This window comes from Acetomicrobium sp. S15 = DSM 107314, assembly GCF_016125955.1.
GTDB lineage: Bacteria > Synergistota > Synergistia > Synergistales > Thermosynergistaceae > Thermosynergistes > Thermosynergistes pyruvativorans.
In genome coordinates, this window is the sequence record NZ_JADEVE010000127.1 from 14300 (window position 1) to 35817 (window position 21518).

Annotated in this window: 23 protein-coding genes and 1 riboswitch; of the genes, 19 read left to right on the forward strand and 4 right to left on the reverse strand. The window is 54.0% G+C overall.

The genetic code is table 11. The features are described 5' to 3' along the window. Positions 1 to 13 precede the first annotated feature (13 nt). The 14 genes from pepF to pssA all read left to right on the forward strand — a co-directional run bounded on the left by pepF (position 14) and on the right by pssA (position 14681). On the forward strand, positions 14 to 1822 hold the full coding sequence (gene pepF, locus EZM41_RS03185) for an oligoendopeptidase F (RefSeq protein WP_198469446.1): 1809 nt from the start codon (positions 14 to 16) through the stop codon (positions 1820 to 1822). Positions 1823 to 1976: 154 nt separating this feature from the next. After that, complete coding sequence (locus EZM41_RS03190; protein WP_198469448.1) at positions 1977 to 2612, forward strand: V-type ATP synthase subunit D; 636 nt, start codon at positions 1977 to 1979, stop codon at positions 2610 to 2612. Between the two features lie 2 nt (positions 2613 to 2614). After that, entirely contained in the window at positions 2615 to 2962 is a 348-nt protein-coding gene (locus EZM41_RS03195) for an ATPase (RefSeq protein ID WP_198469449.1), read from the forward strand. Continuing rightward, a complete protein-coding gene (locus tag EZM41_RS03200) occupies positions 2959 to 4053 on the forward strand; it encodes a V-type ATPase subunit (RefSeq protein WP_198469451.1) in 1095 nt (364 codons plus the stop codon). Before EZM41_RS03195 ends, EZM41_RS03200 begins: the two co-directional genes overlap by 4 nt. Further along, complete coding sequence (locus EZM41_RS03205) at positions 4044 to 6008, forward strand: V-type ATP synthase subunit I (RefSeq protein ID WP_198469453.1); 1965 nt, start codon at positions 4044 to 4046, stop codon at positions 6006 to 6008. Before EZM41_RS03200 ends, EZM41_RS03205 begins: the two co-directional genes overlap by 10 nt. Before the next feature lie 30 nt (positions 6009 to 6038). After that, positions 6039 to 6449, forward strand: coding sequence for an ATP synthase subunit C (locus EZM41_RS03210; RefSeq protein ID WP_198469455.1), 411 nt, complete (start codon positions 6039 to 6041; stop codon positions 6447 to 6449). 1 nt (position 6450) lies between these two features. After that, entirely contained in the window at positions 6451 to 6762 is a 312-nt protein-coding gene (locus tag EZM41_RS03215; protein ID WP_198469457.1) for a V-type ATP synthase subunit F, read from the forward strand. Beyond that, positions 6759 to 7376, forward strand: coding sequence for a V-type ATP synthase subunit E family protein (locus EZM41_RS03220; protein WP_198469459.1), 618 nt, complete (start codon positions 6759 to 6761; stop codon positions 7374 to 7376). Before EZM41_RS03215 ends, EZM41_RS03220 begins: the two co-directional genes overlap by 4 nt. A 16-nt stretch (positions 7377 to 7392) precedes the next feature. After that, positions 7393 to 9171, forward strand: coding sequence for a V-type ATP synthase subunit A (locus EZM41_RS03225; RefSeq protein WP_198469461.1), 1779 nt, complete (start codon positions 7393 to 7395; stop codon positions 9169 to 9171). A gap of 4 nt (positions 9172 to 9175) precedes the next feature. Beyond that, a complete protein-coding gene (locus EZM41_RS03230) occupies positions 9176 to 10543 on the forward strand; it encodes a V-type ATP synthase subunit B (RefSeq protein ID WP_198469463.1) in 1368 nt (455 codons plus the stop codon). 14 nt (positions 10544 to 10557) lie between these two features. Continuing rightward, positions 10558 to 10767: a cation transporter gene (locus EZM41_RS03235; protein ID WP_198469465.1), complete on the forward strand. Its 210-nt coding sequence runs from the start codon at positions 10558 to 10560 to the stop codon at positions 10765 to 10767. Between the two features lie 116 nt (positions 10768 to 10883). Continuing rightward, positions 10884 to 13328: a DNA gyrase subunit A gene (gene gyrA, locus EZM41_RS03240; protein WP_198469467.1), complete on the forward strand. Its 2445-nt coding sequence runs from the start codon at positions 10884 to 10886 to the stop codon at positions 13326 to 13328. A gap of 2 nt (positions 13329 to 13330) precedes the next feature. After that, on the forward strand, positions 13331 to 13990 hold the full coding sequence (locus EZM41_RS03245; protein ID WP_198469469.1) for a phosphatidylserine decarboxylase: 660 nt from the start codon (positions 13331 to 13333) through the stop codon (positions 13988 to 13990). Beyond that, positions 13947 to 14681, forward strand: a complete 735-nt coding sequence (gene pssA, locus EZM41_RS03250; protein WP_198469471.1) for a CDP-diacylglycerol--serine O-phosphatidyltransferase — start codon at positions 13947 to 13949, stop codon at positions 14679 to 14681. Before EZM41_RS03245 ends, pssA begins: the two co-directional genes overlap by 44 nt. Before the next feature lie 56 nt (positions 14682 to 14737). On the opposite strand, the gene thiW is transcribed toward pssA, so the two are convergent. The 4 genes from thiW to EZM41_RS03270 all read right to left on the reverse strand — a co-directional run bounded on the left by thiW (position 14738) and on the right by EZM41_RS03270 (position 17711). Then, complete coding sequence (thiW, locus tag EZM41_RS03255; protein ID WP_198469473.1) at positions 14738 to 15232, reverse strand: energy coupling factor transporter S component ThiW; 495 nt, start codon at positions 15230 to 15232, stop codon at positions 14738 to 14740. After that, a complete protein-coding gene (locus EZM41_RS03260) occupies positions 15229 to 16167 on the reverse strand; it encodes an ABC transporter substrate-binding protein (RefSeq protein ID WP_198469475.1) in 939 nt (312 codons plus the stop codon). The genes thiW and EZM41_RS03260 overlap by 4 nt, the downstream gene beginning before the upstream one ends. A 4-nt stretch (positions 16168 to 16171) precedes the next feature. Continuing rightward, positions 16172 to 16915, reverse strand: coding sequence for an ABC transporter permease (locus EZM41_RS03265; protein ID WP_198469477.1), 744 nt, complete (start codon positions 16913 to 16915; stop codon positions 16172 to 16174). Then, complete coding sequence (locus EZM41_RS03270; protein ID WP_342449218.1) at positions 16905 to 17711, reverse strand: ABC transporter ATP-binding protein; 807 nt, start codon at positions 17709 to 17711, stop codon at positions 16905 to 16907. The genes EZM41_RS03265 and EZM41_RS03270 overlap by 11 nt, the downstream gene beginning before the upstream one ends. Beyond that, positions 17696 to 17805: riboswitch (TPP riboswitch) on the reverse strand. Its footprint overlaps the gene before it by 16 nt. A 258-nt stretch (positions 17806 to 18063) precedes the next feature. On the opposite strand from EZM41_RS03270, the gene EZM41_RS03275 reads away from it, so the two are divergent. From EZM41_RS03275 to prmC, 5 genes are read left to right on the forward strand one after another with little or no spacing between them, the layout of a single operon-like run. Then, positions 18064 to 18600 (forward strand): HutP family protein, encoded by a 537-nt coding sequence (locus EZM41_RS03275; protein WP_198469479.1) that lies wholly within the window; start codon positions 18064 to 18066, stop codon positions 18598 to 18600. A gap of 14 nt (positions 18601 to 18614) precedes the next feature. Next, a complete protein-coding gene (rpmE, locus tag EZM41_RS03280) occupies positions 18615 to 18860 on the forward strand; it encodes a 50S ribosomal protein L31 (protein ID WP_198469481.1) in 246 nt (81 codons plus the stop codon). Continuing rightward, on the forward strand, positions 18832 to 19554 hold the full coding sequence (gene thyX / locus EZM41_RS03285; RefSeq protein ID WP_198469483.1) for an FAD-dependent thymidylate synthase: 723 nt from the start codon (positions 18832 to 18834) through the stop codon (positions 19552 to 19554). Before rpmE ends, thyX begins: the two co-directional genes overlap by 29 nt. Positions 19555 to 19584: 30 nt before the next feature. Further along, on the forward strand, positions 19585 to 20661 hold the full coding sequence (prfA, locus tag EZM41_RS03290; protein ID WP_198469485.1) for a peptide chain release factor 1: 1077 nt from the start codon (positions 19585 to 19587) through the stop codon (positions 20659 to 20661). A gap of 7 nt (positions 20662 to 20668) precedes the next feature. Beyond that, positions 20669 to 21517 carry a peptide chain release factor N(5)-glutamine methyltransferase gene (gene prmC, locus EZM41_RS03295; RefSeq protein ID WP_342449221.1) on the forward strand — a complete coding sequence of 283 codons (849 nt, stop codon included), beginning with the start codon at positions 20669 to 20671 and terminating at the stop codon, positions 21515 to 21517. The last annotated feature ends 1 nt before the right edge of the window (position 21518 follow it).

Sequence of the window (21518 nt, forward strand, 5' to 3'; positions counted from 1 at the left end):
GGGGGCATTTCATATGGAAGTGGTCGACAGAGCGGACCTTCCCGCAAGGGATGACATCGATGAGGTGTATAAATGGCGCCTGGAGGATATTTATTCGGAAAATGAGCTCTGGGAAGCCAATTGCGGTAAGCTTAAAGCATTGCTCGAAGAAATGGAGACCTTCAAGGGAAAGCTTGGGAGCTCGCCGAATGTGCTCCTCGCCGCCTTGAAGAAATGCGATGAGATCGGGGAACTTTTGGGGCGCGTCTACGCTTACGCCACGATGAAGAGCCACGAAAACTTGAAAGATGCTCGTTCGCAGGTTATGGCGGGGAGAGCCTCGATGCTTGCCGTAGAGGTATCCAAGGCCATGGCCTTCGTGAGACCCGAAATTTCATGTATAGATGACCACACGATCGAACGGTTTATGGAAGCTGAGAAAGATCTTGAGGTCTATCGCTTTGCCCTTGAGCAAGTCAGGCGCCTGGGAGGACATATCCTACCGCCCGAGCAGGAAGATCTTTTAGCTTTGGCGGAGCATCTGGCGGGCTCCCCTCGCGATGTTTTTACACTCCTCACCGGCGCAGACTTGATATTTCCTGAAATAAAAGACGAGAATGGCCGGACGGTTAAGCTCAGCGAGGAGCGCTATGGCAAGTACATATATTCAAGAGATCGCAGAGTGCGGAAAGATGCATATGTAGGCTTGCTCAGCACTTATGCCAGCGCCAAAAATGCCTTAGGGGCCACGCTTTTCGGGAGCGTCAGGAAGGATCTTTTCTTCGCAAAGGCCAGGCGCTATCCTTCGTGCCTCGAAGCTGCGCTTTTCCCCGAAAACATTCCTCCTTCCGTCTATGAAATGGCTATCGAGCTGGCCAACCGCTATCTCGAGCTCCTCCACAGATATCTAAGGCTTAAGAAGAAGGCGTTGAAGCTCGATGAATTGCACATGTATGACCTTTATGCTCCCTTGGTGCCCGAAACGCGCGAGGGCATACCTTTCGAGGAGGCGAAAGCCGCGGTCTTCGACGGACTTGCGCCTCTCGGCGAGGAATATCGCCGCGCCTTGGCAGAAGGCTTTGGCGGCGGGTGGATAGATATATATGAAAGCGACGGCAAACACAGCGGCGCTTATTCCTGGGGGGTTTACGGCGTTCATCCCTACGTGCTTTTGAACTATAAGGGCACGCTCCGAGATGTCTTCACGCTGGCTCACGAGATGGGACACGCAGTCCACTCTCATCTCACAAACGGAAATCAGCCATATGTGTACTCCGGTCACTCTATATTTACGGCTGAGGTCGCCTCCACGGTGAACGAGGCACTCCTCTTGGAGCATTTCTTGAAAAAGGCCAGGGACGATCGTGAAAGGGCTTATCTGCTCAATATGGGCCTAGAGCAGGTGAGGACCACTGTCTGGCGTCAGCTGCTCTTTGCCGAGTTCGAACTCGCGATTCATAGATTGATCGAATCAGGCGAGGCATTGACACAGGAAGTCTTTTGTCGTCTGTGGAGGAGCTTGAACGAGCGCTATTATGCGCCTCTTTTGATCGATGCGGAAAACGACTTAGAGTGGAGCCGCATCCCCCACTTTTATTCCGCATTTTACGTGTATCAATACGCCACGGGTTATGCTGCTGCTACATCGATATCGCAAGCGATCTTGAGAGAGGGCGAGTCGGCTGCCGTTCGCTACGTCGATTTCTTAAAGAAGGGAAGCTCTGCTTATCCCTTGGATCTCCTGAGGATTGCCGGGATAGATCTCACCGGGCCGGCTCCATTTGAGGAAACGTTCGCTGCTTTTTCAAACCGCCTGAACCAGCTCGAAAGCCTCTTGTTATGAAGGAGTTTTAAATCGCATTTACCTTGATCTCGTCCAATGTGCATCGATGAAGTGCGATTGACAAAAGACGACGAGACTCCTATAACAATATGACGATTACGGCGGTGGGCAATTTGAGTTTTGATAGCGCCAGAGCGTAGAGGCGTTTGCGAAGATGAATGGAAAAGTAGCGTCAACTCGGGGAAATCTGATACGGATGAACCGTTCCCTCCTCCTTGCCCAGAAGGGCCACGACCTCTTGGAACAAAAACGCCAAATCTTGATGATGGAGCTCGTCAAGCATATTGAAGAGGCCAAGGCGGTGCAGAAAGATATGGCCCAAGTTTTCGCCTCCGCATATAAAGCTCTCGAACGCGCCAACATTTCCTTGGGCATAGATACAGTGGAAGAGGTTGCTCACGCTATACCAGAAGAAGCGCGTTTCGTCATAAGGCTTCGCTCAGTCGTGGGCGTTGAGGTCCCTGAGGTGGACGAACTGGAAGGTAAATTGGAGCCGAGCTACTCCTTCTTCGGGACCTCAGGAGCGCTGGATGCGGCATATTTGGCCTTTCGTCAAGTGTTACACCTGCTTTCCCGTCTCGCTGAGGCAGAGACGAGCATATACCGCTTGGCCTTTCAAATCAGAAAGACCCATCGCAGGGTCAACGCCTTGGAAAAGGTAGCTATTCCCTTCTACCGCTCTGCGATCGCTGCTATGGAAAGCGCCCTCGAGGAAGGGGAAAGGGAGGACTTCGTTCGCATGAAGATTGCAAAAGGGAAATTTGCTAAAGAAAGGGAAAGAAGGGGATAGCCTTGCCGTCTTTGCAGGAAGCTTTAGCGGTGCTTGTGGGCGCCGAAAGCGAAGCTAAAAGGCTTTTGGAAGAGGCAAGGGCAAAAGCCGACTCGATTTTGAATGCTGCCAAAGGTAAGGCCGCGTCCGAGAGGGAGGATCGCCTCAGGGCAGCTCGCGATCAGGCAAAAGCCATAGTAGAATCTGCGAGGAGTGCGGCTGAGGCTGAAGCGCAGCAGATAGCGAGCCTTGGAGCTCAGGAACGCTCGCAAATCGAGAAGCGCTTCAGAGAGAGCGCGCCTCAGGTGATAAAGGCTTTGGCCCAGGAGATAGCAGAGGCATATGTGAGGAAGGGAAGTGGAGAAGCGTGAGCTTTTCTCCTTTGTCGGCAGGCGAGTGCACCGCAGTTGGGGCCAAGGCCTGCGTCCTTTACGGCAGGCTTCTCTCTGACATGGACTATTGGGAGATCTTGCAATGTGACACGGTTCCAGAGATAGCCGATTACCTCCAGAAGGCTGAAGGGTATAAGGAAGGCCTGTCCACTCTGATCGCTGCCAATGCGCATAGGGCTGAGCTTGAAGATCGCCTGAGAGCGGTGCCAATCAGGCGCGCCGAGGCGTTTATGTCGTATCTGTCCGGCCCCAGGAGGATTTTTTTGAGGGCATGGGCAGAGCGCTTCCAAGCCGAACAGTTGAAGCGCGTTTTGAGATGGCTTCTTTCCGGCCACGGTAATAGAGAGGAGATGAGAGCCAGCCTCCAGGAGATGCCGCTAATCACCTTGCCCTTCGACGCGCTTCTTTCGAGCCGAACATTCGACGAAGTCTCGGAGTCGCTGAAGGGCACGGCATATTACGCTCCGCTCAAAGAGCCTTTAAGGGCCTTGTCCGAGGGCAGAATGAACCTTTTCCCGGCAGAGACAGCCATTGATGCCTTGATCATCGCGAGCCTTTACAGAGCTGCCTTAGGGCTTCCCCTGCTCGAGCGGCATTATGTGCTCGAACTTGTGGGCGGTCTCGTGGACCTCTTGAATATTTATTGGCTTTACAGAGCTTTGCGCTTTTATTCTATGGGAAGGGAGGAGGCTTTGAATCGGCTTCTCCCGGTCCGACACAAGGCGAGGTTTTCTCTCTTGAGGAGTTTAAGCCGCGCTAAAGACCTCGACGAATTTTGGTCGCTCTTGAAGGAAACGCCGTATACAGCGGCCTTTGGAGATTTTCCCCCTCAAGACGAGTTGGTTTTGGAGCGCAGCCTTAAGCGTTTCTTTTACCGCTCCTCCTTGAGGGCGTTTCGTAGCGGCTCCCCCTCGTTTCATACTATGGTGGCATATCTGATGCTCCTCGAGTTCGAGGTGATGGATTTGGTTACTATAGTGGAGGACGTGCGTTACGGCTACGATAGGCGCATGGGAGCCCTTTTCTTGGCTCGTCCAATTATACCGGAAGGTGTAGTCTCATGGCAGTAGTGAAGATGCTCGCCGTGACATTGGTGGGCCCGAAAGATGAGATGGAATATGTGGCCTCTCAGATGGTCTTGATGGGAGGGTTTCAACCCCTGTCACTCGACCTGTTGTTGGAGGACAGGAGCTTGCGCTCCAGGGTCAGGACTGTCACCGAAAATCCTTATGACGAGCTATTGATGAAACTCGCCTCCATTTGGCAAGCTGCCGGTGAGGCTATCCCTGAACCGGTGCCACTTCCAGTGCCTCAGGATTTTACTCTGGAGAGGGCGCGCTTTGAGGTCAACAGGGTCTCCGGAAGGCTGGAATTATGGGCTAAGCGCAGGATGGCCCTCGAGGAGGAGCTCGAGGCGCTTGAGGCAGCTCGTCTTTGTGTCCAGGCGCTGGAAAGCCGAGGGATGAGCCTTGATGGGCTCGCCTCCGTGGAGCGTTTAACGGTCTTTTTTGGGAAGCTGTCGGAGGAAAACTATAAGCGCCTCGAGGAGAGCAGTCAGGACGTGCCGCTTCTGGTCATAAAGCTCGGCACGTGGCGCCAAGAGACGTGGATCTTGGCATTTACGATTCCAAGCTACGCAGATGAGGCCGAGAAGCTCTTGAACTCCGTATATTTTAAGCGCTTCTTTCTAACTGATGTGTTGCGCTTCGTCTCCGGTTCCGATAGGCCCTTGGAGAGGTTAGAGGGGCGGATCGAAAACCTAAAGAGGGCTATAGATGGGTTGGCTTCCGCCGCCAGGGCTTACCTTGACAAGAATAGGGGAGAATTGGAAAGGCTGTTTTCTTTGATCTATACGATGCAGCGCATATATGACCTCTGCAGGGGACGCGGAGAAGTCGGCGATATGTATATACTCTCCGGTTGGATCCCAGAGGATCTGTTGGACCACGTCAGAAAGGTTGTCGAAGAGAGGGCGCCTAAGTCGGCCATCTTGGTGGAGGAGAGCGAATCTCTCCCATATCGGGGCACCAGAGTGCCCACATTCTTGAGGAATCTTCCCCTCGTGAGGGCCTTTCAAGATGTGGTGGCCATGTATAGTCTGCCGGCTTATGGCGAGATAGACCCTTCGTTCTTCGTGGCCGTAAGTTTTTGCCTCTTTTTCGGTTTTATGTTCGGCGATGTCGGACACGGCTTAGTATTGCTCCTGGCGGCGCAATTAATGCAAAGGAGGCACATGATTAGGCGTTCCTTGGCGATAGTCTTGAAGTCCGCTGCCGCAACTTCCGTCTTTTTCGGCTTTTTGTACGGGAGCTTGTTCGGAGTCGAGGGGGTATTGCCGGCCCTTTGGCTTTCCCCCATGGAGGACATGGGCAACTTGCTTGCTATATCTGTAGGGATCGGCGTTGTAATGGTTACGTTGGGAATGGTTTTAAACATAATTTCCGCATTCAGGCGGCGCGACTTCGGCGGGATGCTCTTCGATGGCCGCGGTTTGGCGGGGCTCGTTTTTTATCTGACTTGCGCCGCCGCCATTTACGCCTCCTTTTCGGGGAAGGATTTGCCCATACCTCGGTGGGCCTTGTGGGCTCTCGTAACTCTGATGCTCGCAGTTATGTTGCTTCGTGACGTGCTGGCCAGGTATTTGCTGAAGGAGCGTCTTGCTCACGGCGAGGGCGTGCTCAATGTCTTTGAGGTGTTTCACAACCTCTTAAGTTTTTTGAGCAATACGATATCGTTCCTGCGGTTAGCAGCGTTCGCCTTAAACCACGTGGGGCTTTCTTTGGCGGTGCTGATGCTTTCGCACATGGTCCATGCTCTTCCGGGCGGCCCGTTTTTTGGAGCCCTTGTGCTCATAGCTGGCAATGCTGTGATCATCGCCCTCGAGGGGCTCATCGTCTTCATACAGACGCTGCGCCTGGAATACTATGAGTTCTTCGGCAAGTTTTATAAAGGCGGTGGGAGCGCCTTCAGGCCGGTTCAGTGGCGGAAAGACCTGAAGGTGTTGCGAGGCCGTTCCAACGCCTAAATTTGACTAATTTTTAGGAGGGGCAATCAAATGATAGGTTTGGAGTTGATCGTTTTTGCGGCATTGTCGCTCGCGGTGCTGGGTTTTTACTTTAGAAAAGGCAAATCGGTGGAGAGTTTCAAAAATGTCCTGCGCTCTTGCATGTATAGCGCCTTTTTGGCGCTGATTGTCGGTTTTTCCTTAGTAATTGCACCTAAGATGAGCATGGCGGCCGAGGCAGCTGTCTCTGGCGCGGGATGGGGCTTCCTGGGAGCGGCGATAGCCGCAGGGCTGGGTTGCCTGGGAGCCGGCATAGCTGTGGCCGTGGTTGGCTCATCCGCGTTGGGGGTTGTGGGCGAAAAGCCGGAAATGCTCGGATCCACGCTCATATACTTAGGCTTGGCGGAAGGAATAGCCATCTACGGCCTCATCGTGGCGCTTCTGATCTTGGGGAGGATGTAATATGAAGGCATTTCTGGTCAGCGATAACCATGACTCCCTGGTAGGTATGCGACTTGCAGGTATAGAGGGCGTAGAGGTTCACGATGCAGAGGAGGCCAATAGAGCTGTTAGCGAGGCTATGGATATGGAGGAGCTTGGCATGCTGGTGATAACCGAGAAAGTTGCCTCTCTCATCCCTGGGGTCGTGCTCGATATGAGGGAACGCGGAGGGCTTCCTCTTCTGGTAGAAATTCCTGACCGCCATGGCACGCAAAGGGGGCCGGACTTCCTGACGCGCTACGTCCGCGAGGCGATAGGGGTGAAGATAGAGTGAGCGATGGACAGGACGAGAAGCTCATCGCTTTGAGGGATTTAATCCTCGATAAGGCTGAGGCCGAGGCCGACCTCATCGTCAGAAAAACTCAGGAAGAGGCCGATTCCAAACTCAGAGAGGAACTTTCTCGCATCGATCAAGAGGTGGAGCTGATCCTAAACGAAGCTCGCTCGAGGGCTGAAGAGGTGAGGAGACGTCAAATTATAGCAGCAGAAAGGGAAGTCGCAAGAGAAAAATTGCGGCTTCAAAACCGCTTGCTTTCCGAGGCCAAGACGATGTTGCTCGATGAGCTCATTTCTTTCAGAGAAAGGGATGACTATCAGTTGATACTGGTGGGGTTGCTTTTGGAGGCAGAGGACGCCTTGCCGGGTACTGGCCCTTTTAAATTCAGGCTCTCAGGTGCTGACGCTTCTATGGGAAGCGGGATCGTAGAGAGGGCGACTATATTAAGGCCTCAGGTGGTTGTTAGGTTTGATCCAGATCCAGCTCCCATCGTGGGTGGGTTGTGGCTTGCTACGGAAGACGGAAGGCGACAGGTGAGCGCCGACTGGCAGACGAAGGTCAATGAGCTGGCCGATGTGTTGGCGAGCCGCATCATGCCGCTTTTGTCATAAGAGGAAGTGAAATGCTATGGAAAAAGAAGGAATCATATCGCTGATCAACGGTCCTGTGGTAGTAGCCAAGAGCGCGTCTTCTTTTGCAATGGGAGAGATGGCAGAAGTGGGCGACCTTCGTTTGATAGGCGAGGTTATTCGCCTGAGTGAGGACAGGGCCACAATTCAGGTGTATGAGGATACGCAGGGGTTGAAATTGGGCGAACCCGTCCGCGGAACCGGCGAGCTGCTTTCCGTATCATTGGGTCCTGGTTTGATCGGAAACATCTTCGACGGCATAGGTCGCCCCTTGGGCGCCATTCTCGAGCGCGAGGGGGCTTTTATCCCGAGGGGGGTTAAGGTTCCTCAGATCGATCCGCATAAAGAGTGGGAAGTGAAGCCGCTCCTTGCTGTTGGCGATGTGGTTACGCCTGGTATGCCCATAGCTGAGGTCCAGGAGACGCCGCTGGTGATACACAAGCTCTTGACCTCTCCAGAAATAGAAGGGGAAGTTTCGTTCGTCGTCCCATCTGGCTCTTACCGCGGCGACGCGGTGATAGCTAAGGTGAGAGACCGTTGCGGGAAAGAGATCGAGATCTTCCTATCGTGTCGCTGGCCCGTGAAACTGCCGCGCCCGTGCAGGGAACATCTCCCTCCCAAAGAGCCGCTTGTGACGGGACAGCGCGTTATCGATGGGCTCTTTCCGATTGCCAAAGGCGGCGTTGCGGCCATTCCGGGGGGGTTCGGGACTGGCAAAACCATAACTCAACACCAACTCGCCAAGTGGAGCGAGGCGAATGTGGTGGTTTACATAGGCTGCGGCGAAAGAGGAAACGAGATGACGGAGGTGCTCGAGGAATTCCCTGAGCTTCAGGATCCAAGATCTGGCAGGCCGTTGATGGAGCGGACGATCTTAGTGGCCAATACCTCGAACATGCCTGTGGCCGCGAGGGAGGCGTCCATCTATACGGGGATAGCCATGGCAGAGTATTATAGGGACATGGGCTACGATGTCGCTCTTATGGCCGATTCGACGTCACGATGGGCTGAAGCGCTCAGGGAGATATCCGGCAGATTGGAGGAGATACCGGCCGAAGAGGGCTTTCCTGCCTATCTGCCAACCAGGCTTGCGGAGTTTTATGAACGTGCTGGTCGCGTTGTGACCTTGAGCGGCGACGTTGGAAGCATCACCATAATAGGTGCCGTTTCCCCTCCAGGAGGCGACTTTACCGAGCCAGTCACCAGGCACACAAAGCGCTTTATCCGTTGTTTCTGGGCACTCGACAAGAGCTTGGCCAACGCCAGACACTTCCCTGCCATAAGTTGGCTCGATTCTTACAGTGAATATGCGAAGGAAGTGGAGGAATATTTTGAGACCAATGTGGATCCGCGATGGGGCGAGCTGAGGGAACGGATGCGCTCGATCTTGGCCGAAGATGAGAGAATTCAGCAAGTTGTGCGCTTAGTGGGGGAGGACGTGCTGCCCGACGAAGAAAGGCTTCTGACGTTTACGGCTTACTTGGTTAAGAACGGATACTTGCAGCAGAGCGCTTTTGGCCCCGACGCCTACTCGCCGCCGGCCAAAGGTTTTCTCATATTGAGCCTGATATTGCACTTTTACGAAAAAACGTTGGGCTTGATAAAACAGGGCGTGCCGTTCTCCCTCATTCGCGAGGGAGAAGCAGTGACGAACCTGTCCCATCTGAAGGAGCTTTCTTTAGAGGAAATACAATCCGACTACTCTAAGCTCACCGAAGAGCTCGACGGCTACCTCGATCGGGTGGGTAGCGAACGTCTGGCCACGAGAGGAAGATGACGAAATGGCGTTGGCAGAGCATATAGGGGTAGAAGAGATATACGGCCCTTTCGTGCTGGTGGGCGAGACGGAGGGGGTGGGCTATGGAGAGCTGGCCGAGGTTAGAGATTCAAACGGTACCACTCGTTTGGGGCAAGTCATGCTCGTGAGTGAGGAAGCTACGCTGGTTCAAGTTTTTGCTGGCACTCAGGAGCTCGTACCTGAGGCCGCGAGAGTGCGCTTTTTAGGCAAGGGGCTAGAGATGAAGCTCTCTCCTTCCATTTTGGGCAGAGTCCTTTCAGGCCTTGGAGAAGACAGAGACGGCTGCGGTCCGGTTTTTGGCGGCTTGAGCCGTGACGTCAACGGGATGCCCATCAACCCCATGGCCCGTTCCTACCCTCGAAACTTCATCCATACTGGCATCTCCGCATTGGACATCCTGTCCACGCTCATAAGGGGTCAAAAACTGCCCATATTTTCCGGCAACGGCCTTCCCCACAACAGATTGGCTGCGCAGATAGCTAACCAGTCGCGCTTGGTGGGGGAGGAAAACTTCGCCGTTGTTTTTGCCGGAATAGGAGTTAAGCGCGATGACGCGGCTTTCTTTATGGACGAGTTATTTGAGAAGGGGCGCGCCAAAAATATCGTGGTCTTTTTGAACTTGGCTGACGATCCGGTGATAGAGCGCATTGCTACGCCGCGCTTCGCCTTAACTGTCGCTGAATATCTCGCCTTCGATATGGGCATGCACGTCCTGGTCATCATGACGGATATGACGAGCTATTGCGAGGCGCTGAGGGAATTGGGTGTGGCGAGGGGAGAGGTGCCGAGCAGGAAAGGCTATCCGGGCTATATGTATAGCGATCTCGCCTCAATATATGAGCGAGCTGGCGTAATACACGGCGGCAAAGGAAGTCTTACACAACTTCCTATACTGACCATGCCTAACGATGACATCACTCATCCGATACCTGATCTTACCGGTTACATAACGGAAGGACAAATAGTGCTGTCGAGGGAACTGGATGCCAAGGGAGTATATCCCCCTATAGACGTTCTTTCCAGCCTCTCTCGTCTCATGAAAGACGGCATAGGCAAAGGATACACCAGGGAAGACCATCCAGATGTGGCAAGCCAACTTTTCGCCTCGTACAGCCGAGTCCAAGACGTGCGGGCCTTAGCCAGCGTCGTAGGAGAAGACGAGCTTTCACAGGTCGATGCTGCTTATATGGACTTCGGGAAGGCCTTCGAGGAATGCTTCGTAAGACAATCCTACGATGAAGACAGAGATATAGGGCAATCGCTCGATATGGCGTGGGATCTGCTAAAAGTCCTTCCCAAGGGCGAACTCACGCGCATTCCAAAAGAAGAAATCGAGCGGCGCATGAAATGAGGGAGGTGTTTGCGGTGGCGAAGTTCACGTTGAGTGTGCCCGATATGTCATGTCAGCATTGTGTAAATCGCATTACCAAGGCATTGGCAGGGTTGGGCCTCTCAAAACACAGCGTGAGCCTGGAGGATAAAGTGGTAGAGGTGGAGGCTCCCGACATAAAAGTCGTCATGGATGCTTTGGAGGAGATAGGCTATCCGGCCTCGATAGTGCAGGACAGTTTGTAGATCCATCAAGGATGCTACAAGCCGCGCGCTGGGTTTGTGTTAAAATAACAGACAAGATCTCGTAAGGCGACGGAAGGTCCGTCGCCTTACGATTGAAAACGTGCGGAGGTTTTGAAATGGCAGAAGAAAGTGGAGGACTTGGGAAGGTCCTTCCTTTGACTTTGGAAGAAGAGATAAAACAGAGCTATCTCGACTATGCTATGAGCGTCATAGTAGGGCGCGCAATACCGGACGCCCGCGACGGCCTCAAGCCGGTTCAGAGGAGAATACTCTACAGCATGCTCGAGCTGGGGCTGCGCTCCAACCAGCCGTATAAGAAATCGGCGCGCATAGTTGGAGAGACGATGGGCAAATACCACCCTCACGGCGATGCGGCCATATACGATGCGCTGGCCCGTATGGCTCAAGATTTCTCCATGCGCTATCCTCTGATCGATGGACAGGGGAACTTCGGCTCCATAGACGGCGACCCGCCGGCTGCCATGCGCTACTCGGAGGCCAGGCTCTCTTCTCTCGGGGAAGAGATGCTGGCTGATATAGACGAAGACACCGTAGATTGGGGCCCCAACTTTGACGAATCGCTCCGCGAGCCTCTCGTGCTGCCGGCGCTTCTGCCCAATCTGCTGTTGAACGGCTCTTCTGGCATAGCCGTCGGTATGGCCACGAATATCCCGCCTCATAACCTCGGCGAAGTGATCGATGCCCTGTGCCTTTTTGTCGAGAAGGACGGTAATGTGGAGCTCGACGAGATCTTAAGCGTCCTGCCGGGGCCGGACTTCCCCACGGGCGGCATTATCATGGGGAGGGAAGGCATCGTAGATGCCTACAAGACCGGAAGGGGAAAGATCATCGTCAGGGGCAAGGCGCACGAGGAAGAATCGGGACGAGGCAGAAAGGCCGTCGTCATCACCGAGATCCCGTACATGGTCAACAAAGCTAGCCTCGTGGAGACGATTGCCCGAGAGGCGAAAGAAGGGCGCATCAACGGCGTGACCGACATAAGGGACGAGTCGGACCGCAGGGGGCTCAGGATCGTCATTGAGCTGCAGCGCGATGTCGATCCTGATTTGACACTTCGCCAGCTTTATACCCATACTCAGCTTCAGACCACCTTTGGCGTCATAAATCTGGCCCTCGTGGACGCAAAACCGGTTGTGCTCCCGCTTCTCGAGCTACTCCGAGTGTTTGTGGAACACCGCAGGTCTGTGGTAAGAAGGCGCACCGCCTTTCGTCTCAAGAAAGCTGAAGAGAGAGCTCATCTGGTCGAAGGGCTGGTTCGTGCGCTGGATATGATTGATCGGGTCATCGCGCTGATTCGGTCATCGAAGGATACCAGAAGTGCCGAAGCCGGCCTGGTCCAGGAGTTCGAGTTCACCCAGGCGCAGGCTAAGGCTATACTGGACATGCGCCTCCAGCGCCTCACCAATTTGGAGAGGCATAAATTGGAGGAAGAGCTGGCAAGTCTTCTCCAGGATATAAGCCGATATAACGCAATATTAACTTCACCTAAACTGCTTGATAGTGTAGTTAGAGATGAACTTGTTGGATTAAAGAATCGCTATTCCGATAGTCGTCGCACGGAAATTTCGGACTCATTAGAAATCCTTGCCGAGGAAGAGCTGATCCCCGAGTCTGAAATCGTAGTGGTCCTTTCACGTGACGGTTACTTGCGCAGGATGCCCCTTGGCGATTATCGTTCGCAGGGGAGGGGGGGGAAAGGCGTAAAGGGCGTAAACCTCTCGAGCGAAGACGAGATAGCGAGGCTCATCGTCACAACCACACACCGCAACGTATATTTCTTTACGAGCGAAGGGCGAGTCTTTGCGATCCGCGGATATGTTATCCCAGAAGTAAAGAGTGGCAAGGGGAAAAACGTGAGCCGTTTCCTATCTCTGGGGGAGAACGAAGAGATCGTTACCCTCGGCGACAGTTGTACAGAGAGGGCTAAATTTGTATTCTTCGCCACTAAGCTCGGAAAAGCGAAAAGGCTTCCTGTCTCCGAGCTCGAAGACCTTACCAGCGTAGGTCGTAGGGTAATGGGATTTGAAGATGGCGATGCTATCGCTCGCGTCCGTTTTACCTCTGGCGAGGACGAGTTGGTCTTGGTGACGGCCTCGGGACAAGCGCTCAGAATCGACGAGAGAGAAATCCCTCCCCAGGGCAGGGCAGCGCGCGGAGTTAGGGCTATGCGCCTCGCCGAAGGAGATATAGTCGTCGGGTGCGACGTCGTAAGGACCGGCAGAAGGATGTTTTTAATATCCGAGCTGGGCGTGGGCAAGCTGGTGGAATATGACGAATTTTCCCGTCATCATCGCGGCGGAATGGGCGTCCGCGCCATGAGGCTCACAAGCCGCACTGGCTCGCTGGTTGGGTCGTGGGGAGTTGGAATGCAAGACGAGGTCTTTGTGGTCACCGGCAAGGGGCGCATCATCAGGCTACCCATCAACGGCATGCCGGTGATGAGCCGGTCTGCTACAGGTTATATTTTAGTCCGCTTAGACGAGGGAGACGTCGTAGCCGATGTGTCAGTCATCCATGAGAATGTCGCCGAAGGGGATTGAGGATGCGAATAGCATCTGAAGGGCGCAAAGGCATAGGCATTTTGGCGCTCCTCGCTATGGCGAGTTGGTTTGTGAGCCTGCCAATATGTGTGGCAATTGCCGTTTTCGCGCTCTTAGTGGCATGGTTTTACCGCGACCCGGATCGCAACCCGCCGTCCGATCCCGCCCTATGGGTAAGTCCCGCAGATGGGAAGGTCGTCGAGGTGGAAAGAGAGTTCTGTCAAGGTTTGGGGGAAGCGACGAAGGTGGGAATATTTATGTCGATCTTCGACGTCCACGTAAACAGGGCCCCCTTCTCCGGGCGAGTGATCTCGACGAGATATGTGCCGGGCAAAAAGTGGTTTGCTTTTGCTCCTAAGGTTTCGGAGGAGAACGAGCGCCTCTACCTTTTGATCGATACCCCCTCGGGAGTAGCGCAGTTGGTCCAGATCGCCGGCATTTTGGCGAGGCGGATAGCTTGCAGGGTGAAAGAGGGAGACAGATTGGAGCGGGGTGAGCCTTTTGGTATGATAAAATTGGGTTCTAAGGTAGATGTGTATTTGCCTGAAGGTGTGAGGCCATTGGTCGGAGTTGGAGCAAAAGTTATGGCGGGGGAAACGCCGATTGGGGTGATGGATAATGAGCAGAAAGCGCAAGAAACGACGCAAGTACATAACTTTTAAGCAAATTTTGCCCAACATGATCACGAGTGGCAATATATTGACGGGCGTCCTTTCTTTGGTGTTGGCCTGGCATGGTCATATCTTGCCCGCCGCTTGGCTCGTTCCGGTGGCGGGTATTTTTGACTTCATGGATGGCAAAGTCGCCCGCACCTTAGGAGGGAGCAGCTCTTTCGGGGTTGAGCTGGACAGCCTGGCTGACGTGGTGAGTTTCGGCGTCGTCCCTGCCATGATATTTTATTCCGCATATATGAAGGGGTTTTGGGGGGTCGTAGGGGCGCTCGTCATCGCCTTTTACGTCTTGTGCGGCGCTTTGCGTTTGGCTCGCTTTAATGTCACGTCTTTTTGCTCGGCCTTTCAAGGGCTTCCTATACCTGCAGCTGGGACCTTCCTTGCAGCTTTTGTAGTGGCTGGTTATGCTCTTCCTCCTTTAGCAGCAGCGGCGATTGTCTTTTGCACGGGAGGCTTGATGATATCGAACCTCCGCTACAGCAACTTCAAGATGCTTCACGCGAGGAACTTGAGCAAAACAAAGACATCGGCCTTGGCGATCCTGCTCGTAATCCTCTTTGTGATCTTTCGCAACGCCATGCCGCTCGCTGCCGTCTCGCTTTACGTGGCAAGCGGCATCATCGGTTTCGATTGGGGTAGATGGCTTGCCACCGATGATGACGAGGCTACCGAGGAGATATAGGCCAACTCGCAGACCACTTGAAAGGTTGCGCATATCGCCGACTAACGGAGTTTGCGCTAATAACCTTTGATGCGCCTCATTGCCCATAGCAATACAAAACCTAGGCACGCTCCTGGTATGCTGCTCGCAAGGAATGCGGAGAGCAAAAAGCCGAAGCCTGCAACTTTTCCGGCTGCAGGTCCTATCAAGTAAGCGGAAAGGCTCGCGCCGATAGGCCCGGTGCCGAGCGGCTCGAGGAGAGTAGCCCAGTGTCGGCGTCCTTTGCCGAAAATGGGCAGACGAGATGCAAAACCCACCACGAGCGCTCCGGGCAGGCTTCCGGGGAAGGCGAAGATCGTGCCCGTGCCCATCGCATTTCTAATAACGCTGGCTACGAGCGCTGCCCCGGCCGCCCACCACGGTCCCAAAAGTACGCCCGCCACGGCATTTACCGTATGCTGAAAGGGGTAACAACGCGTAGGGCCTATAGGAAAAGATATGCCGGAAAGCAACACGGCCGTCGCTGCGAGCACCCCGGCCAGTGCGAGCTTTCGTATCGCCTCGCGGTTCATTTAGTTACACCCCCACTCCATAAAAGTTTATTCACGTCGATCGGGCTCTTTATCAGCCCGAATTCTGAGGCGAAATCGGCAAAGCGCTGCCATCTCGCGATGTCAAGCAGTTGGCTCTGCGCGTAAAGCGGAAGCGTTAGTATAAAGACCTCCCGTTCAAGCTCCTTTGGTGCCTCAGGAAGGGCTTTAAAGTAAAGAGAAAGCGCCTCTTCGGGGTCGCGCCTAACGTCGTCTATGGCCCTTTGGATGGCACGCCTAAAGCTGTGCAGGGCCTCCTCGTTTTGAGCAGCGTATTCAGCGCTGGTCACCATCACTAACTCGTCGAACTCGGGTATGCCATGTTCTTCGAAGGCGAAAAAGGCAGGCTTGTATCCTTCTTGCCTTAATTCTACGAACTCGTAGTTCCTGTAACCTCCAGAGACAGCATCCACCTTGCCCGAGACGAGCGATTGGACTATGGTAAATCCCACGTGGATGAGCTGATATCGCGAGATGCCGTTTATCTTAGCGAAAGCCTCCGTGAGCACGTCCATTACGCTTGGCACCGTATATCCTATCTTTTTGCCCTCGAGGTCTTTCGGCTTTTTAATCCCTCTATCTTCAAGGTATAGCAAGGTGGTCAGCGGATGCCCTATGAGGCGTCCGGCGACCTTGATCGGTATTCCCTCCGATGCTGCCACTATCGTCTGGGGTTGATAAGATATGCCGAGCTCCACCGCTTTCGCTGCTGCGAGTTTCAGCGGGTCTGACGTATCTGAGGGGGATAAAAACTCCACTTCCAATTCTTCGCCTGCGAAATATCCCCTTTCGCGAGCCACATAAAGGGGGAGGTGATCCACGTTGGGAAACCAATCGAGCATCAAGCGCACTTCTTTTGCGCTCGCAGGAGCTGCTATGGCGAAGATCACAGACAAGATCGCGACCAATTTTTTCATCTTTTTAACCCTCCTTCTTCCAGTAGAGCACCTTATTCTCCACCAACCCCACCAGTCCCCATAAGCCCATGCCTATCAGCGTGAGCCAAAGGATCGATGCGAAGACCATATCAGCCCGAAGTCTGGCGTTCATCTGAATCATGAGATAGCCCAGCCCCCTTTGGGCCCCTACCCACTCCCCTATGACGGCGCCTATGGTGGCTACGGCGACCGCCATCTTTAACCCGGCGAAGAATGACGGCAATGCCCACGGCCAGTGGAGCAACCGCAGCTTCTGCCAGAAGGAGGCGTCCATCAAATCGAAGAGCAGTTCGTAGTCTTTATCGCAATTTTTGAAACCCTCCAAGAGCGATACAGTGATTGGGAAGAATATAATCACCGCTGCCATCACCACCTTGCTCGTGACGCCGTAACCGAGCCATACTATGAGGAGCGGTGCGAGGGCAAAGACTGGGATAGCCTGAGAGGCCACAAGCAGCGGGGAAAGAGCACGTTCTACAATCTTGTGATAAAACATGGAAATAGCAAGCGGCACAGCCACAGCTAAAGCCAACGCTAACCCGAGGAGGATCTCGGCTGCCGTGGTCATGGCATGAGTGAACAAGATTGACGCCTGTAAAAAGGAAACTGCGAAGACGCGCGATGGCGGAGGTAGTATGAAGGGCTGAACGTTGAAGAGACGGCATCCCACTTCCCAGACTATGAAAAACGCACAGAGCGGAACGAATGCTGCTGATCTATTGTGCAACTGTCAACTCCCTCTTCAGCTCAGAGAGCACAACCTCTTTGTAGCGTCCTATCTCCGGATCAGAGGGTCTGCGCGGCTTCGGCGAGGTGATGTGGATGTGCTCGAGAGGCCTCATTGGAGAGGACGAAAGGATGACGACGTCGTCGGCCAGAAGGAGAGCCTCTTCGACGTCGTGGGTGATCATCAAGACGGTTTTCCCGAACTCGAGTTGCAGGTTCAAGAGCTCTCCCTGGAGTATGCTCCTCGTCAATGCGTCGAGGGCGGAGAGCGGCTCGTCGAGGAGGGCCAATTCCCTATCGAACGCGAGCGTCCTCACCAATGCGGTTCTCTGGCGCATTCCGCCCGAAACCTGATGCGGCAGATAGTTTTCGAAGCCGGACAGGCCGAAGCGCGCAAAGAGGTCCCTGACGGTTTTGCGGTCATCTTCTTTTTGCCTCTTGAGAATCTTCATGGGAAGGAGCGCATTTTCTTCGAGAGAAAGCCATGGAAGGAGCAGGTCCTTTTGCTGCATATAGGCGGCAACATGCTTGAGGTCGTTTACGGTTTGACCGCCCCAAGATATCTCTCCGGAATCCATGGACAGCACCCCCATGAGCACGTCGAAAAACGTGCTTTTGCCGCAACCAGAAGGGCCGACGAGGGCGCAGAAAGCGCCGCGCGGAACCTCCAAATTCAGATCCTTAAAGACCGATAAGTCTGCGAAACTTTTGGATAGATGAGTCACTTTTAAGATATTGCCGACCTCCCTTTGTGCCGGGCATGTCGGCGGTAGGAAGGATTTGTCGAGAGGGTGCACCTTCCCTGCGCCGGTATGACCCGGATCAGGTTCCAGGGGTCGAGGTTGGCTACCTCCTCTCAGTCGGTTTTATTCGACTCCCCCGATGCACTTTTTATATACATCTTTGTCGCCGTGTCGTCAATCGGCTGTCTTGTTTGCACGAGATCTATCTTTACCGACCAGAGCGTGCGATTGCCGATATTGTGTCCACGTCGCATTGCTGAGGATCCCTTTGAGCACGACGCCATTTGTGCCGTTTTAGCGAAACCCCATCGCCTCGGGGATCCTTATGTTAAAATAAAAACACAAAGGTGCACACATAGAGGATTTGAAGGACAAGCCTCGATATATAAAGAGGAGGGAGTATGGCATGTTTTGGAGGCGCGAGAGGGCCGAGGCCGAGGACGATGAGCAAAAGGATCTGCCGCCTGAGGAGAAACCGAGTGGGTTAAAAGAGAACAGAGAGCTGGGCAAAATTTCTCTCACCTTTCACATTGGCGACGAGAGTCAAGTTGGGCGAGTGGCCTTGCTTTTGGCCTCCACCACCTCTCCGGAAGCAGAGGAGGAGTGCAAGGATCAAATAGCGGCTATGGGGTGGCGCTCTGTGGCTACAGAGGTAGGGGGGTTGGCCGGAGAGGTCCCGCATAAGCTGACGAGGGCGGTGGTGGGCGCTGCTTTGAACGGGGGGGTTGTGAGCAAGAGCAGCGGAGAGATGCATGCCTTAATGCACGCTACCGCGGAGGCTATCGGCAGTTTTATGGCGATGAGCCTCTTGGAATCCAGCGTAGGCGTTAAACTCGCTATAGTTAGAAATGACGGTTGGTTGGCTGTGGCAGTCGTCGGCGACGCGGCTTATCATGCGATGGCTCATCACGAGCGAAGCGGCTTGGGTATAATGCATATATGAAGGAGGTGACGCTCTTGAAAAAGGATATTCATCCCAAATACGATCGCTGCACAGTCGTATGCGCTTGCGGCAACACCTTTGAGACAAGGTCTACGTTGCCGGAGATAAGGGTTTCCGTTTGCTCTGAATGTCATCCATTTTATACGGGAAAGCGAGGCCGTATGGCCGAGGCCGGGCAAGTGGAGAAGTTCCAGAAGAAATATGCTGGCATAGACTACGGTCAGAAGAAAGATGCAGAAGAGGGCAGCGCAAGGGAATAGCTGTGTATCGTTGTTAAGTCATACGCCTGAACCGGATAAGCTGGTGGCTGCGGCTGCGCGGTTGTGTTATAGTTCCTCCTCTGCCTCGAACCTCCTCGAGGGGATGGGGGTGGAGGAGGAGAAAAAGCTTATCTGCCAACTGCGGCAGAGTGGACATCTGTCCCCTTTTGAGCACGCCTCCTTTTCTTTCGCCTTGGGAGGGATCAGTCGCACGTGTTCTCACCAGCTGGTTCGCCACCGCATCGCAAGCTTCAGCCAGCAGAGCCAACGCTACGTGTCCATGAGGGAAGCACAATATGTCATGCCTTTGTCTATAAGAGATTCGGAAGCAGCTCGCAGCGTTTTTGAGGAGCATATGTCCCGTTCCAGTGTCCTTTACAGGGAGCTGGTCGAGATGGGGATCCCTAAAGAAGATGCCCGCTTTGTGCTTCCCCAGGCGTGGGAGACCCGCATGGTAGTGACGATGAATGCAAGGGAGCTCCTTCACTTCTTCGAGCTCAGGCTGTGCCGCAGGGCGCAGTGGGAGATCAGAGAAGTGGCCAGGAAAATGCTCGTTTTGGTCAGAGAGGTGGCGCCGCTTCTGTTTGAGTTAGCCGGCCCACCTTGCCTGCTTTATGGCAAATGTCCTGAAGCGCTTCCTTGTGGTCGCCCCTACGCGCATGGGGATATAGAAGCGCTGTTGAGTGAAGAATGAAGCTTGGTATATGCGGGAGAGTAGACGACGATGGATTTGGAAGACAAACTGAATGAGGTGGAAAAAAACTACCGCGACCTTGAGGAGCGCTTGAGCGATCCCAGCGTGGCTTCTAATCCGCTTGAGGTATCCAAACTGGCCAGGCGATATGCAGAGCTCGGCCATGTGGTGAGCAAGTATAGGGAATACAAAGAGGTTGCCTCTAAATTGCGCCAAGCACGCGAAATTCTCGAGTCCGAGAGTGACGAGGAGATGCGTCAGTTGGCGCACGAGGAGCTTCGTACTCTGGAGCCCCAACTTGAGGAGTTGGAGGCACAGATCAAGCTCCTCTTGCTTCCCAAGGATCCGAACGACGATAGAAACGTCATAGTGGAGATACGGGCAGGCGCAGGCGGCGAGGAGGCTAGCCTCTTCGCGGCTGTGTTGTTCCGCATGTATATGCGCTACGCTGAGCGCAAAGGATGGACTACGGAGATGCTCAGCTCGAGTGAGACGGGCCTTAAAGGTTTCAAAGAGGTCATATTTCGTATCGAAGGAGAAGGCGCGTATAGCTTGCTCAAATATGAAAGCGGCGTGCATCGCGTTCAACGCGTTCCTGTGACCGAAGCGAGCGGTCGCATCCATACATCGACCGCCACTGTTGCGGTTCTGCCGGAGGCGGAAGAAGTGGATGTCCACATAGATCCGGACGATTTGAAGATTGACACCTTCCGTGCCAGCGGTGCAGGCGGACAATACGTGAACATGACAGACTCCGCCGTTCGGATAACGCATTTGCCGACAGGCATCGTCGTGACTTGCCAGGATGAGCGATCCCAGCTCAAAAATAGAGTAAAAGCCATGCAGCTTCTGAGGGCGAAACTCTACGAGATGGAAACGAAAAAGCAGGAGGACGAGCTTGCCGCCGAACGGAAGGGTCAGATCGGCACGGCCGAGCGGTCCGAGCGGATACGGACCTATAATTACCCTCAAAATCGCGTTACCGATCATCGCATAGGGCTTACGCTCTATAAACTGGACCAAATTTTAGACGGAGACCTCGATGAGCTGATCGAGGCCCTCGTAATGGCCGACCAGTCGGAGAGGCTCAAGCGGTTAGAGGCTTAACCCTTTGGTGACAGTAGCGGAAATTAGGCGTTCCCTGACGACATTATTACGAGATGGCGCAATAGACAACGCTGCATTTGAAGCGGATCTACTGTTGTGCCACGAGTTGGGTTGGAAGAGAGATCGCCTCTTTCTAAACTCGGAATACTCCCTGTCGTCACATCAGGCGGAGAGGTTGATCGCGCTGGCCAGACGAAGGGCGAATCGCGAGCCGCTCGCGTATGTGTTGGGAGAATGGGAGTTTTGGGGAATGCCGTTAGCTGTTGGGCCTGGTTGCCTTGTGCCGCGTCCGGAGACTGAGTTTTTGGTCGAAGTGGCCCTTTCCTGTTTTGAGGAGGGGCTCTTTTTAGATTGGGGCACGGGAAGCGGGTGCATAGCTGCAGCAATAGCTACGGAAAGGCCGTCGGCCCGCGGTATTGCTGCCGATGTCAGTTCTCGTGCGTTGGCCTTTGCGCGGCAAAACCTTCTCCGCTATGGATTAATCGATAGGATAGCGCTATGCTGTGAGAGCGATCCGCTTCACTTGCAATTAGACGATGCTTCTTTGGAGCTGATCGTGAGCAATCCTCCCTATATCCCTACCGGAAAGCTAAAAGGCCTCATGCCCGAGGTTTCCCTTTATGAACCGAAAGAGGCACTGGATGGTGGGGAAGACGGGCTCGTCGCTTACAGGCCTTTGTTGAGAGCATCGTCGCGGTTTTTGCGAAGAGGCGGTTTTCTGGTCGTTGAGGTAGGCGATAAGGAACAGGCGGATGCCTTGATGGAAATTGGTGCTGGGGTTCTGGAGTTCGTCGACTGCATGAGCGACTACGGCGGCATCCCCAGGGTGTGCTTGTGGCGCAAGGCCGATCTTTAGA

Excerpts from the sequence above, each read along its gene's own strand:
- pepF (WP_198469446.1), top strand. The coding sequence starts at position 14 with ATGGAAGTGGTCGACAGAGCGGACCTTCCCGCAAGGGATGACATCGAT.
- EZM41_RS03190 (WP_198469448.1), top strand. The coding sequence starts at position 1,977 with ATGAATGGAAAAGTAGCGTCAACTCGGGGAAATCTGATACGGATGAAC.
- EZM41_RS03205 (WP_198469453.1), top strand. The coding sequence starts at position 4,044 with ATGGCAGTAGTGAAGATGCTCGCCGTGACATTGGTGGGCCCGAAAGAT.
- EZM41_RS03210 (WP_198469455.1), top strand. The coding sequence starts at position 6,039 with ATGATAGGTTTGGAGTTGATCGTTTTTGCGGCATTGTCGCTCGCGGTG.
- EZM41_RS03215 (WP_198469457.1), top strand. The coding sequence starts at position 6,451 with ATGAAGGCATTTCTGGTCAGCGATAACCATGACTCCCTGGTAGGTATG.
- EZM41_RS03225 (WP_198469461.1), top strand. The coding sequence starts at position 7,393 with ATGGAAAAAGAAGGAATCATATCGCTGATCAACGGTCCTGTGGTAGTA.
- EZM41_RS03230 (WP_198469463.1), top strand. The coding sequence starts at position 9,176 with ATGGCGTTGGCAGAGCATATAGGGGTAGAAGAGATATACGGCCCTTTC.
- gyrA (WP_198469467.1), top strand. The coding sequence starts at position 10,884 with ATGGCAGAAGAAAGTGGAGGACTTGGGAAGGTCCTTCCTTTGACTTTG.
- EZM41_RS03245 (WP_198469469.1), top strand. The coding sequence starts at position 13,331 with ATGCGAATAGCATCTGAAGGGCGCAAAGGCATAGGCATTTTGGCGCTC.
- pssA (WP_198469471.1), top strand. The coding sequence starts at position 13,947 with ATGAGCAGAAAGCGCAAGAAACGACGCAAGTACATAACTTTTAAGCAA.
- thiW (WP_198469473.1), bottom strand. The coding sequence starts at position 15,232 with ATGAACCGCGAGGCGATACGAAAGCTCGCACTGGCCGGGGTGCTCGCA.
- EZM41_RS03260 (WP_198469475.1), bottom strand. The coding sequence starts at position 16,167 with ATGAAAAAATTGGTCGCGATCTTGTCTGTGATCTTCGCCATAGCAGCT.
- EZM41_RS03275 (WP_198469479.1), top strand. The coding sequence starts at position 18,064 with ATGTTTTGGAGGCGCGAGAGGGCCGAGGCCGAGGACGATGAGCAAAAG.
- thyX (WP_198469483.1), top strand. The coding sequence starts at position 18,832 with ATGCAGAAGAGGGCAGCGCAAGGGAATAGCTGTGTATCGTTGTTAAGT.
- prfA (WP_198469485.1), top strand. The coding sequence starts at position 19,585 with ATGGATTTGGAAGACAAACTGAATGAGGTGGAAAAAAACTACCGCGAC.